Source organism: Streptomyces sp. WMMB 714 (genome assembly GCF_900090125.1).
Classification (GTDB): Bacteria; Actinomycetota; Actinomycetes; order Streptomycetales; family Streptomycetaceae; genus Streptomyces; species Streptomyces daqingensis.
Genome location: NZ_FMHJ01000004.1, coordinates 340,211 through 352,103, shown reverse-complemented (window position 1 = coordinate 352,103; position 11,893 = coordinate 340,211). Strand labels below are relative to the sequence as shown.

Genomic DNA, 11,893 nt, shown 5'->3' with positions numbered 1-11,893 from the left:
CAGGTCAGGCCCCCACACCGGCCGGAACGGCACCCGGAGCCACTGCCGCCGCCCGGTAGGCGATGCCGTGACGCTGCTGCCCGTTGAACACCGACTCCCACGGCCGGGCGAACAGACCCGGCAGGGAGACCGGCGCCCCGAGCGTCAGCCCTTCGGCGACACCGCTCTCGGGCACGGTCACGTGGATGAGCGAGGACTCCCCCTCGTCGATGTACACGACGCCGACCTTCATCAACGCCTCACCGCTGACGGCGTCCTTGGCGATCTCGCCGGTCTGCCGGTCCCGTACCTTCGGCTCAGGCACCTCGGTCAGCAGGATCGTGGCGTTCTCGGTCTCAACTCGGATGGTCTTCAAGGTTCTCTCTTCTCCTTCAGTCACCCGGAACCAGTCACGACTAGTCGTCTAGACAAGATGCGTCGTGACAGCACCGGTTCGATTCGAACGTGGACCACTGTGCCACAACACTTGCCCACTCGTCTATACGAGTATGCCTCTGGGTGTGTACAAGTCCCGAGAGAACGACGCCCCCTTGCATCACACCAGCGTCAACGTCCATCAGCTGGCAGGAAGTTGATAGGCGAGGACGTAGGCGTCAGCGGACATGACGGTGTCGCAGACCTCCACCGCCCGGCCATCGGTGTCGTACGCGGTCCGCACCAGGTGGATCACCGGCACACCGGAAGCCAGTCGCAGCGTCTTCACCTCGTCCGGTGCCGGCATCCGGGCCCGTACTTCTTCCTCGAAGTGGTCGAGCTGGTGGCCCAGTTCCTCAAGTCGGGCGTAGATGCCACCGGGCCCGGGGTTCGGTTCGGCGATGGGCGTATTGCGGGCGATGTCGAGCGGCAGGTACGAGACGGCCGTCTCGACCGGCTTCCCGTCCAGCAAATAGCGGCGCCGGCGGGCGAGGACCTTGCGGGCCGAGCCGAGCCGGGCGGAGATGTCGGGGGTCGAGCGCTCTTCCCGCACTTCCAAGCTGTCCACCTCGGGACGGCTTCCGGCGGCTTCCGCCTCCACGACGAAGGCGGCCTTGCCCTGATCGCGGTGACGCCGGGCAAAACGGTCGGACGCCAGTCGCTTCACCGGCGGTCGCGGACGGACGAAGACACCCCGGCCGTGCTCGTGCACGGTGAGTCCCTCGCCCTGCAAGATGCCCAACGCATTCCGCACAGTCATACGGGTCTTGCCGTAGTGCTCGACAAGCTCCGATTCCGACGGGAGCTTGGCGCCTTCCTTGAACCGTCCCTTGTCGATCGCTTCGCGGAGCTGGTCGGCGATCTGCCGGAAGGCTGCACGGTCACTGGTCGGATCCAGTGCACCAAGCACGCCGGGAGGAATGGACGCCATCCTGTACTCCTTCAGATATCTAGACGAGAGGTCGAGTGTCGTTGTTACGGTGGAGAGCCTAGCCAGACGAGGAAAGCCGGAAAGCGTGAGTACTGCAGAGCGCCCCCACTCCGTGAGCGTCGCCGGAGTCATCGTCGACGACCGCAGCCGGGCACTCCTGATCCAGCGCCGCGACAACGGCCAGTGGGAGCCGCCCGGCGGCGTACTGGAGCCGGAGGAGACCATCCCGGAAGCGCTTCAGCGCGAAGTCCTCGAAGAGACCGGCATCAAGATCGCGACTCCCGCGACCCTCACCGGCATCTACAAGAACATGTCCGGCCTGATCGTCTCGCTCGTCTTCCGCTGCGAAGCGGTCAACGGAGCCCCGACGACCGGGGACGAGACCTACGCGCTTCGCTGGGCGACCCGCGAAGAGGTCTCCGAACTGGCCGACGAGGCATACGCAATTCGCGTCCTGGACGCGCTCGACGCAACCTCCCCGCCGGCCGTGCGCGCGCACGACGGCGTCAAACTCGTCTAGCTCTAATCCACTGTCCATAGCGGCCACCAGCACAAAGGAACTTGTATGCACGAGTATACGAGCACTCTGCGGATCTGGGAACTCACCTGCCCCGGTTACTTGGAAGAGGTCGGCCGCGCACGTCGTTGGACGCGCGACGTCCTCAGCGACAGCGACCGCGCCGACGACGCGGCTCTGATCGTCACCGAGCTGGGCACGAACGCCTTACTCCACAGCGCCAGCGGCAACCAGGGCGAAGCCTTCAACCTCACGATCACCCGCACACCAGAGACGGTCCTGGTCTCTGTCACAGACGCCGGCGGCACCCGCACCACCCCACATGTCGAGCACCCCGACGAGAACGACACCCACGGCCGCGGTCTGGCCCTGGTCTCCACACTCGCCCAGCGGCTTCACATCAACGGCGACGACAAGCACGGCCACACCGTCACCGCCGAGCTCTCGGCCGACCCCAAGACGCCCAACGTCCCGCTGACACACGGCTACTGGTGCGAATGCCTCGTCAACGGCGGCAAGCTCGGCTCCTTCGACGCCACCAGCCCCGAACAGGCTGTCCGTTGGGTCCGCATCAGCCTCATGACGATCGCCATGGCTCTCGACGAGGAGCCCTACCGTCGGGCCCAGCATTGGAAGAACCAGGAGCAGCCGCAGGCTCTCGAAGCACTCCGCAAGGGCGAGCCCCAAAACCTCACCCTCAAGCACCGCACCACGCAAATCACTTGGACTGCCCGACCAGTCACCTTCCTACCCCTGGCACACCGCCAATGCAGAACGCTGCCCGCATGCACGCAGATGCACTCGACGGCCCAACTCACCAGCCTCAGCGGTGAGTAACAACTTTCTCTACTACTTCAAGGGCTCGCTCTGCTCGCCGCGCGGCCCGGCTTGCCGCCGGGCCGACGCTCATGTCTCCGCCCCGCTCCGGCCCGGCCGCCGGCCCGCGCGCAGCGGCGAACCTCAGAGAAAGAGCACCGTCGTGGCGGGGGCGGCCGGCTCCACGGCTTTACGGAGCCAACTTGGAGCGAGCCTCGAAGATCATGGCCCAGATCGGGCTATTGCGGGCAGGCGAGGAGCCAGCCCGATTCGCGGGAGCGTAAGGGCCATGATCTCTCGCTCCAAGCCAGCTCCACCCCAAAGCCCCTCCACCGACCTCGATTCCTCATCCAGTTACAGGTCTGAGCGCGAAAGGACAGCAAAGGTCCGCAAGCGAATGCTCTTGTTTCCCCCTTGATCCACACCGACTTCCTCGACCCCTCGCTCCTCCAAACTATTGAAATACGAGTACATCGCCGACTCTTCGAGATCCCAAGCTGCGGCTACAGCTCGAAGAGCCACACCGGTCATCGAGTTTGGAATTAGGAACGACTCATACTGCCAATCTCTCCCCCAATTGAATACCGCATTGTCGAACTCGTGGTAACGCCTTGATGCGTTGAGGGGAACACTGCCGCCGACATGCAATAGAACGATATCGTCTCCGAGTACGGGTGTTCCAGAGCTGCCTCTGCAATAGTTGCTCCACGCCGCATCCTGAACTAGGACAATCCGTGAACGCGTCGAACAATATCCTGTGAGTTCATCGAATGTAACTTCACCAGCAGCTGTTTCAGCTACAGTCAGATTTCCTGTGTCAGCGTATAGCCCCACAAGATCATGCGTGATCCGCTTGTCTAGGATCTCCTTTTGAGCTTGCCTGCTGGCCCACGAAGAAAAATCCTCCGCTTGAACAATGGGGATAGCAATATCACGTGCTGCTCGAACAGTCTTAGCGACAATTAGACCTGCAGAATGCTGCATGTGGGTTTGTGCACGCACCCCACCGACAACGAGTGGCGCGGAGAAAGATCTCAGGCTGCGTCCTACAGGATCATCTGAGTCTTCATCCCTGAGATCGTCAGGATCAAGAATGGAAGGCGCAATAGCCATCCGAGCTACGATGTCACCATCCGGAGAGATGACAGGCTCGAGATCTCCCTCGATCGCTTCTTTCATCTTCTCGGTCAATACTGGATCACGATCGATGTATAGCCGATCAATGAGATCATCTCGATCGATATGCTTCCAGTCATCTGCTGCAACAACAAGACGCCTTCCCACTGCCTTATCTGCAACGTGGAGATCAACGTCTAGCGCTGGACATAGCCAAGCACAGAACTCTTCGAGCGATACCAGATCCTTCGTCGGCCTATTCGAGCGACGGATGCTCAGAATATTCGCCACGGGTTGACTCAGTAGCACCTTGACTTCGGTTCCCCCGGAAACAAGCTGTTCGTGAGAGTCGGCGGTTCGTAGCATCGGTCGCCTTGAGACACCGTTTGCGAATTCGAGCACCAGGGTTTCACTTGCGGCTGCATCATAGCGTCGGGAAATCACCTGAACTGAGTGCCCGATCATAAAGACAGAGAAGAACCCAATTCCATACTGCCCCGTGGGTCGGAATCCCGAAGATAGAAGCCCTGGGAGGTCTCGACGCGATTGCGCAGAGTCCCAATAGGAAGTGCCGAAGTTTAGGAGTGCGTTCGTGAGAACAGATTTTGACATCCCAACGCCAGTATCGCGAATGTGGAGCCAGGCACCCCGGACATCTTCACGTAGCGTAACGGTAATATCTCCTGCAATTTCCCATGGAGCAACTCCGGATATTGACAGCAGCGCCTTTTTCGCTCGAACTGCATCTGCTGCATTACTTATTAGCTCCCGGATGGGTACTGACAGATCATTTCCGTATAGTTCCGCACCCCCCAATCGGTGAACTAGAGCAATAACATCAGTTGCCTTGACCCTAGCGTCGATCGGGTGCCAACCCTCGGTTTTGATACTGCGAGCGAGCTCTTCCAGGTCACTAACACCAACTACTGCTCGCACTGCGAACCGATGCCTACCGGCGTCAGATAGAATATTGTCTACTGCAGTGAGTTCATCATGCAGAGTCGCAAGCGCATCGTGGCAGACCCACCAGGCATCGGATTCGTCTCTGCTGAATGGGCTCAAGCTGGTGTAGGATAGTCGATCTTCATGAATGCGCGGTTTTTGCAGCTTGTCTTGGAAGATCCAATGCGGCATAGATTCAGCGCACGGTTTGCGCAGGGCACGCAAGAATGCTGGGGCTCTCCGGGAATCTAGGTGACTGGCATCCGCGCAGCGAAGAATGCATGCGAGCACCAGAGGGTCTACTTGCCAATCAGTAGGCATACTGGCACGGGCACCAATTTTCACGCCGAATTCTCGACGCAACTCTTTCGAGGACCACCAGTGGCTCGCAGCGATTCGGCCGGCAAGGTGACCATACTGGTTACGCAGTTCAGCGTCCTCAATCAGATGGAAAGACGCACCAGTAGCACTATCTTCATAGGAGGCCAATGGAATCCTTGCCGCGTAATCCGCATGTGTCTCACGCAGGTATCTCGCGACAGCCTTGGCTTCAATATCATGGTCCATGTTCACTTGTGTCTCATGTGAGGGGTAGTGACCATGTTCCGACCGATACTCAGCCACTAGTACGTCTTGCCACCTTGAGTCCTGGGAGATTTCCTCCATTCCTCCCGGAATTGCCGCTATGCCGTTAGCTAGGTCATGCACGAGAAAGGAGATGCCAAGGACATAGATTTCGGCAGGGTTCAGAGCGTAGTCGGAGCCACAGACAAGTTCAGCATATTCCCATAGAGCATCAATATGCGAGATGTCGTGCTGCGTAAGGTTGGCAGAGTCTCGGTTAATTTCAGCAGCGATTAAGGCAGCGCGTTCTCGGCTCCTTTCAAACTCCGCGAGGAGCCTCTTTGCCTCGCTACTGGATTTCTGTCCAGTGCACTCCTCGAAAATCTTCCAGAAGTGTGTCTCTTGATAGGACATGATCATTCCTCCGTAGTCCAGGCAATAAGTGCCGTCATGATCCGGGAAAACAGTTGCCCACGTAGACGCCCAGCTAGGCTTCAGGTCGCAGAATTGCTACGGACTGGGTCATGGCAATCGCCGACCCACTGAATCTGCAGGGCCCTTTCGTAATTCTCCAAACCATCTAGCCATTCGCAATCTATTTCTAATGCGAGCCGATGTGTATCGAGAGAGACGTACGGATAAACGACTGATCCCTGACACTCGAAGAATTTGAGCAGTCGGTCGCTTTCGATGCACAATTGATTATCGCATTGATGGCAGAACAAAAAGTCCACCGAGTGTCCACATTACGAGCACCGAAACGATGATGAACAACAGCACATATGTTTCATACCAACGTAGGAGGTTGCGCGGACGCGGCCGCTTACGGAACCCGGGCCCGATCATCTCATCAACGATGTCACACTCCTCATTGCGATAGTCGAGCCAGGAGGCAGCGCCCACTACGATCAACGTCACGGTGAACGCTGCGACCACTGTGATCAGGATCAATAATCCAACCACCCCATGCCGCGCAACAGCTGCCGTCAATTCCCATTTTCGGTAGCCGACAAAGAGCGCCAGAGCCGCGCCGACTAGCGTAGTAGCCAGTGTTTGGTAGATAGCGAAAAACCGGTGTGCATTTTCATTGACGGTATGTATCTGCTGCAGAATGTAGCGATACCTTTCTAATGCGAACTCGTTTCGCATTAGAAAGGTATCGGTCCGACTCTCCCCCATGTCGCCATCCTCTCCGCTGTGTCTGACCATCCATCAGCGTAGGCCATTCAGGCCACTGACCTACAGAGACCTGGAGTCCTGGATCGCTAAGGGTGGTTGGTCCCTGAAGCGGTGCCGGTGCACGCTAGAAGGTGGTCACGCTGACCATTTGGGCGTTGAGACCGCCAGCCAGACATCCACAACGCGTGCTTCTTCGAGGAAGCGCGCCAGCTGTCGCCCGGGCAGCTGTGATTCCCAAGATCAGCGTTCGGGTACGGTCTGGGCTCACTCAACGTTACGATGAAACGTGCGCCCTTCCCGACCGACAACTCTCCCCGCAGGGTGCGATGCGCCCCCGCAGTTCCTTCGTGCCAGATGCGTGCCAGAACAGCCGGGGAACGGCGGTTACCAGCGGTCAATCGATCGCCGCACGCGTGGTCGACTGTACGGGCCCTTGCCCAGGTCAGGGGCGGTTCTGAGCAGTTGTGGCCGGTGATTCCCAAGCTCAGAGCGCGGGTTCGATTCCCGTCACCCGCTCCAGCGCGAAGCCCCAGGCCAGGAGGCCCGGGGCTTGTTAGTTATCCCCAACCTCCGGTGGCCGCACCCCTTGCGTGCCCGCGTGGAATCAGGTGGGCCAAGGTGGCCGGCAACTGGCGAGCGACGACGTGGGAGTGCTGCCCATCGTGGCGCCGCAGACCTCCACCGCCCGCCCTTCGGCGCCGTAGACGGTGGGACGACGGGGCGATGGAAAGCCACACCGAGGATCTTGATCTCTTTGGACGGAGCGACTCGGAAGTTATGGCTGAGGCACCATAACCGTATGGCTCTGAAGAAGACGACCGTCATGGTCGACGAAGAAGACCTCGCGCTGATCAAGGGGGCGGCTGCTCGGGAGGGGCGCTCGGAATCGGAGTACTTCCGGGAGGCGTTCCACCTCGCGGCCCTGCGCACCCGTCGCTGGGATGAGGACTGGGACATCCCGAGCATGGACTTCGGCGGGCCGGTCACCGCCGAGGAGATCGACCAAGCGGTCTCGGACGGTGTGGCGGGCCAAGAGTGACGTCGTCGGGGACACCTCCGGCTTGGTGGCCGCACAGAACACCTCGAATCCTGAACACGAAGCCACTCGGACCGCAATGCGTCAGGCAGCACTCATCGTGGTATCACCGCTGGTGATTTTGGAGATCGAACACATCACCACGCGCAACGTCGACCGCAAGGCCGCGTACGCGGTGAACGATTGGCTGCTGAGTCAAGAGCAAACCGGACGCTTTGCCATTCCCGAGTTGTCCGCTGGCACACTGCGCAAGGCCCGTAAGGTCCAGAACCACCATGCAGCCCTGCGATTGGATCTGACCGATGCGGTGAACGTCGTACTGGCAGAGGCATACGACACCGAGATCATCCTGACCCTCGACCGCCGGGACTTCAGAGCCGTCACCCCGCTCACCGGCAACCATGCCTTTCGGCTTCTCCCCGACGATCTGTAGGTCCACGCCCGAACCCGTGCCGGATACGTGCCAGAACGAACAGGGGATCGCGGTCAACACCGGGAAAGGGAAGCTGACTTCAGTGGCGCCACACGTTGCCGTGGACGCAGGCCAGCTCCTCCGGGCGGAGCGTGGCGAAGGCACCGAGGAGCACCATCAGCCGCCAGCGCGGACCCGTCGCACCGACCATCGCGCAGACCTGCTCGGCCGTGGTGATCTGTCGCTCCGGTGCCTTCTCCTGTCCGGCGTCCTTGATGCGGCACGGGTTGCGGCGGATCAGCTCGTCGTTGACAGCGGTCTCGAAGTTCGCCTCTGGAGCCCGGGCGCCTGAACGCGTCTCTCGGCGCAGCCATCCCTCAAGTGCAGCCCGTTGGGCATCAGTTACGGACAACGCTCCGGGATCTTCGGTCCTGGTCGGCTCATCCCGGCCAACGACGAACCTCCGACTCACGTCACTGGGGCATCGTGCCCGCGGGAAGAGCAGGCACCCGGCGCGGGGTTACCCCTGGATGAAGCAGTACATCGAGATCGACGGAAGACTTCCCGACGACGAGAGCATGAGTCAAGCCCTCGTCGGATACGGGCACTTCACTTACATGCAGGTGCGGTCCCACGCCGTACGCGGGCTTGATCTGCATCTGGAGCGCTTGGAAAGCGGCACCCGAGAGCTCTTCGGCTCCGGCCTCGACCACGACCGCGTACGCCACTACATCCACTGCGCGCTGCGTAGGACTTCGGGTGACGCGTCTGTGCGGGTGCAGGTCGTCCCCGCGGACCCGAGCGTGCTGATGAGCGGCGCGAACGACGAACCGCGTGTCATGGTGATGGTGCGGCCGCCCGCCGAGCCCGACTACACCCCACAGCGGTTGCGTTCGGTGGAGTACGAGCGTCCAATGCCGCACATCAAGCACCTGGACACCATGGGCCTGATCCACCAGACGCGTCTCGCGCGCCAAGCCGGCTACGACGACGCTTTGTTCACCGACGCGGCGGGCCGGGTCTCCGAAGCAACCGTCGCCAACATCGTGCTTTACGACGAGGCGGAGGAAGCCTTCACCTGGCCCGACGCGCCCGCACTGCCCGGCATCATGCGCGGGCTGCTGCGCCGCGGAATGACCCGGCTGGATGTGCCGGTACGGGACCGCCCCGTACACCGGAGCGAACTTGAGAACTACAGCTCCGCGTTCCTGACCAACTCCATCAACGACGCGCAACCCGTCGCGTCGGTGGACGACGTCTCGTTCACCGTTCGGGAACCGGTGCAGGCTCTGCTGCGAAAATGCCACGAGTCGAACCGCTGGCAGACCATCAAAAGCGGTTGACCCTCTCGGCCGCCTCCGGGAGCGATTCAGTGCACAACAGTGCATGACACCGACCGCAGCGGGTGCAGGCCAGCGCGCCAAGTTGTCCCGACCACAGAGTGATTCCAAGCCCAGCGCGCGGGCCGATCCCCGTCACCCGCTCCAGCCCGATGCCTCAGGCCAGCGGCCGGCTGCCTCTCGGACGAAGGCATGACGCTGCGTGGCCAGCGGATCTAGTGTCTAGCCATGTCCCAGAGTGAGATTCACGGTGTCAACGCCCGCATGCAGTTCGACTCAGCCGAGGCTGATCCGTTATCCCGCTGGCAGCGAGCGGGGGCGGCGACCGCTGGGATTCTGCTGGCAGGAGCCGGGTCGGTCGCCATGTTCGTGAGCGAGAACGGCGCGGGCAGCGCCGTGTCTCTTGTCGTCGGAGCCGTCTTCATCCTGATGGCGATCACGGGCATGCCGTTTCTCGGCGGACGGCTCATGGACGCCGAGTTGATGATGGGACGCCGTCGTGCACGTTTGATCAAGCAGGCCAAGGCCGCTCCACCACTGGATGCCAGAGTCCTGCTGGACGACCTGATCCTCACCGACCGCGGCGTCATCGACGATCCCAATGCCGTCGCACTGGACTTCGCACTTCTGTTGGACGAGGTGAGGTATGCCGCTGGTGAGGCCCTCGAGCCGGACGACAGCCTGCATCACACGAGCAACCCTCAGATCGGGGACCCTCTCCTGGTGCTCGAACGTTCTACGGGGCAGCGCCTCGGGATTTACGCCATGAGCGCCAAGTCGGAGTCGGGGCGCCTGTCGGCCACCTTCAGCGACCAGTTCACAGCCCGTGCGGCGCACGCCGAATGTGACGGATATCTGTGGGTCGCTGCCGCTCCTTTCCAGGACGACCTCAGGTCGTTGGCCGCGCGTACCGAGAGGGAGACCGGCAAAGCCGTCGGGATTGTCGACTGGAGCACCCGGAATGTCGGACTGCGCCGCGGCATCGACGATCTGGACAACCGGGTCTTCCGCGTGCCGGAGCAGAGTGCCGAGGAAGGGACCGGCGCGTAGCGGTGCCTGTTGCAGGTCAGCAGAGCCGCCCGGTGATTCCGAGGCTCCGGGTGCGGCTGTCGCATGGTCTGGTCCCGCACCGCGCCGCAGGGAAGGCCCGGCGGGCCGCGGATGCGGGGCGGCTCTGAGCGCTCGGCTATGCGTCGCGCCCGGCGGCCGACCGGCGCGAGGTGGTCTGGGGTGAGGAGGGCGGCGCTGTGGTGCCGTCCGTCAGTGCCGCTTCGACGATGCGGATCGCTTCGCCGGTGTCGATGCCGGTGCCGGCGATGACGGCTGCGTATTCGGCGGCGGCGCGGCGAGCTCGTTCGCGTCCTTGCTCGCCCGCCGCGGAGACGAACGAGCCGGCCGGTCCGCGGGTCTCGATGAGCCCTGCCGCCTCGAGTTCGCGGTAGGCCCGGCCGACGGTGTTGACGGCCAGTCCGAGGTCGGCGGCCAGGCGGCGGATGGTCGGCAGCTTGGTGCCGACGGCCAGTGCGCGGTCGTGGATCTGCCGGGCGAGCTGGGCGCGGAGCTGCTCGAACGGCGGGACGGGCGAGGACGAGTCGATGACGATCATCGGATCACCGGGACGCCAGCGTCGTTCCGCGCCGGCGCGCCGCCAGCCCGGCGGACACCGTGATCAGTGCGAGCGAGACGGCGCCCAGGGCGACGAAGACGCACCAGGCGGCGACCCACCACCCGGGTGCGGTGTCCAGGACCGAGACGGTCGGCAGGCACCACACCACGGTCGGCGTGGTGACGTTGCGGGCGTCCTCGACCCGCATGATGCCGTCTGCGGTCAGCGAGACCTCGTCGTCGGCCACGACCGGGTGCGTCAGGACGTGGCGCAGCTGGACGGCCGTGGCGACGGCGACTCCGCACAGTCCGATGAGCAGGACGATCGACGCGTACTGCGCTGTGCCGTCCCGCACGGTCAGGGAGACGATCGCCAGCACCATCGCGCCCGTGAACGTGGCGACCGCGAACGCAGCGCGCGGTAGGCCGAGCACGGTGCGCCAGCCGGGCCGGACGGGATGAGCCGCCCGCCGCGGCAAGGTCGCGGCGACGCGGCGGTCGGCGCGCCGCACCTGCCGGTCCAGCAGCGACTGAGCCAGCACCAGGCCCCCCACCACCGCCGCCAGGACCACCAGCGACCAGGGCCGGTACGGCCCGGACCCGTCAGCCGGCCGGGCGAAGCTGTAGGCGAGGGCGACCGCGAGGATGAAGGCGGCCAGTACGACGCCCGAGGCGAGACGGGCACGTCGCCGCGCCGTCAGACGCGCGGCCAGCAACGGTGTCGTCCGGTCCTGTGGCAGTCCGTGCCCGGCCAGCCACAGGCCGACCCGCTCGACATCCGCCTGACGCACCGATCGGTCGGTCATCCGGCTCCCCTCCTCCAAGTCGCAGATGTTCGTCCCTCATGTCTCAAGCCTTGTCGCAAGATACTGCGTCAAGGCTTGAGACAAGTCAACGGGGAGGCGGAGCGGGTGGCGCCGGCCCCCGACGGGTGGACGGGCCGGCGGACGGGAGTCGGTCCGCGGCAGGTCCGCCGTACGGCCGAGGATGTGGGCACCCGTTGCGGCACAGAGCCCCAGGC

12 protein-coding genes and 1 pseudogene are annotated in these 11,893 nt (G+C 62.8%); 6 read left to right on the top strand and 7 right to left on the bottom strand.

Features of this window, described 5'->3' with window-relative positions; translation table 11 throughout:
* Positions 1-4: 4 nt before the first annotated feature.
* On the bottom strand, positions 5-355 hold the full coding sequence (locus tag H181DRAFT_RS09345; RefSeq protein WP_045863794.1) for an SCO3933 family regulatory protein: 351 nt from the start codon (positions 353-355) through the stop codon (positions 5-7).
* 201 nt (positions 356-556) lie between these two features.
* Complete coding sequence (locus H181DRAFT_RS09340; RefSeq protein WP_045863793.1) at positions 557-1,345, bottom strand: GntR family transcriptional regulator; 789 nt, start codon at positions 1,343-1,345, stop codon at positions 557-559.
* 112 nt (positions 1,346-1,457) lie between these two features.
* Between H181DRAFT_RS09340 and H181DRAFT_RS09335 the strand changes: the two genes are divergently transcribed.
* Positions 1,458-1,865 carry an NUDIX hydrolase gene (locus tag H181DRAFT_RS09335; RefSeq protein WP_045863792.1) on the top strand — a complete coding sequence of 136 codons (408 nt, stop codon included), beginning with the start codon at positions 1,458-1,460 and terminating at the stop codon, positions 1,863-1,865.
* Positions 1,866-1,910: 45 nt separating this feature from the next.
* Positions 1,911-2,699 carry an ATP-binding protein gene (locus H181DRAFT_RS30220; protein WP_074467783.1) on the top strand — a complete coding sequence of 263 codons (789 nt, stop codon included), beginning with the start codon at positions 1,911-1,913 and terminating at the stop codon, positions 2,697-2,699.
* Positions 2,700-3,032: 333 nt separating this feature from the next.
* Here H181DRAFT_RS30220 and H181DRAFT_RS28320 read toward each other — a convergent pair whose 3' ends face one another.
* Both H181DRAFT_RS28320 and H181DRAFT_RS09320 read right to left on the bottom strand, forming a co-directional pair.
* Positions 3,033-5,714, bottom strand: coding sequence for an HD domain-containing protein (locus H181DRAFT_RS28320; RefSeq protein ID WP_158715427.1), 2,682 nt, complete (start codon positions 5,712-5,714; stop codon positions 3,033-3,035).
* Positions 5,715-6,002: 288 nt separating this feature from the next.
* Complete coding sequence (locus tag H181DRAFT_RS09320) at positions 6,003-6,449, bottom strand: hypothetical protein (RefSeq protein WP_175439735.1); 447 nt, start codon at positions 6,447-6,449, stop codon at positions 6,003-6,005.
* 829 nt (positions 6,450-7,278) lie between these two features.
* On the opposite strand from H181DRAFT_RS09320, the gene H181DRAFT_RS09315 reads away from it, so the two are divergent.
* Both H181DRAFT_RS09315 and H181DRAFT_RS09310 read left to right on the top strand, forming a co-directional pair.
* Positions 7,279-7,518: a ribbon-helix-helix protein, CopG family gene (locus tag H181DRAFT_RS09315; RefSeq protein ID WP_045863791.1), complete on the top strand. Its 240-nt coding sequence runs from the start codon at positions 7,279-7,281 to the stop codon at positions 7,516-7,518.
* The gene (locus H181DRAFT_RS09310) at positions 7,499-7,948 is read left to right on the top strand and encodes a PIN domain-containing protein (RefSeq protein WP_045863790.1); all 450 of its coding nucleotides are present in this window, start codon (positions 7,499-7,501) and stop codon (positions 7,946-7,948) included. The genes H181DRAFT_RS09315 and H181DRAFT_RS09310 overlap by 20 nt, the downstream gene beginning before the upstream one ends.
* Positions 7,949-8,057: 109 nt before the next feature.
* On the opposite strand, the pseudogene H181DRAFT_RS29355 reads toward H181DRAFT_RS09310, so the two are convergent.
* A pseudogene (locus H181DRAFT_RS29355) lies at positions 8,058-8,261 on the bottom strand (site-specific integrase); the annotation flags it as partial.
* A 196-nt stretch (positions 8,262-8,457) separates the two neighbouring features.
* Here H181DRAFT_RS29355 and H181DRAFT_RS09300 point away from each other — a divergent pair.
* On the top strand, positions 8,458-9,270 hold the full coding sequence (locus tag H181DRAFT_RS09300) for an aminotransferase class IV (protein WP_045863788.1): 813 nt from the start codon (positions 8,458-8,460) through the stop codon (positions 9,268-9,270).
* Between the two features lie 225 nt (positions 9,271-9,495).
* Complete coding sequence (locus tag H181DRAFT_RS09295; protein ID WP_045863787.1) at positions 9,496-10,317, top strand: hypothetical protein; 822 nt, start codon at positions 9,496-9,498, stop codon at positions 10,315-10,317.
* A 136-nt stretch (positions 10,318-10,453) separates the two neighbouring features.
* Here H181DRAFT_RS09295 and H181DRAFT_RS09290 read toward each other — a convergent pair whose 3' ends face one another.
* Together H181DRAFT_RS09290 and H181DRAFT_RS09285 are read right to left on the bottom strand one after the other, a co-directional pair.
* Positions 10,454-10,873 carry a GntR family transcriptional regulator gene (locus H181DRAFT_RS09290; protein WP_045863786.1) on the bottom strand — a complete coding sequence of 140 codons (420 nt, stop codon included), beginning with the start codon at positions 10,871-10,873 and terminating at the stop codon, positions 10,454-10,456.
* A 4-nt stretch (positions 10,874-10,877) separates the two neighbouring features.
* On the bottom strand, positions 10,878-11,678 hold the full coding sequence (locus tag H181DRAFT_RS09285) for a hypothetical protein (RefSeq protein WP_045863785.1): 801 nt from the start codon (positions 11,676-11,678) through the stop codon (positions 10,878-10,880).
* Positions 11,679-11,893 lie beyond the last annotated feature (215 nt).

Bases quoted from the DNA above. Each gene is read 5' to 3' on its own strand.
- H181DRAFT_RS09340 (WP_045863793.1), bottom strand. From the start codon at position 1,345: ATGGCGTCCATTCCTCCCGGCGTGCTTGGTGCACTGGATCCGACCAGT.
- H181DRAFT_RS30220 (WP_074467783.1), top strand. From the start codon at position 1,911: ATGCACGAGTATACGAGCACTCTGCGGATCTGGGAACTCACCTGCCCC.
- H181DRAFT_RS09290 (WP_045863786.1), bottom strand. From the start codon at position 10,873: ATGATCGTCATCGACTCGTCCTCGCCCGTCCCGCCGTTCGAGCAGCTC.
- H181DRAFT_RS09300 (WP_045863788.1), top strand. From the start codon at position 8,458: ATGAAGCAGTACATCGAGATCGACGGAAGACTTCCCGACGACGAGAGC.
- H181DRAFT_RS09295 (WP_045863787.1), top strand. From the start codon at position 9,496: ATGTCCCAGAGTGAGATTCACGGTGTCAACGCCCGCATGCAGTTCGAC.
- H181DRAFT_RS09320 (WP_175439735.1), bottom strand. From the start codon at position 6,449: ATGCGAAACGAGTTCGCATTAGAAAGGTATCGCTACATTCTGCAGCAG.
- H181DRAFT_RS09285 (WP_045863785.1), bottom strand. From the start codon at position 11,678: ATGACCGACCGATCGGTGCGTCAGGCGGATGTCGAGCGGGTCGGCCTG.
- H181DRAFT_RS09315 (WP_045863791.1), top strand. From the start codon at position 7,279: ATGGCTCTGAAGAAGACGACCGTCATGGTCGACGAAGAAGACCTCGCG.
- H181DRAFT_RS28320 (WP_158715427.1), bottom strand. From the start codon at position 5,714: ATGTCCTATCAAGAGACACACTTCTGGAAGATTTTCGAGGAGTGCACT.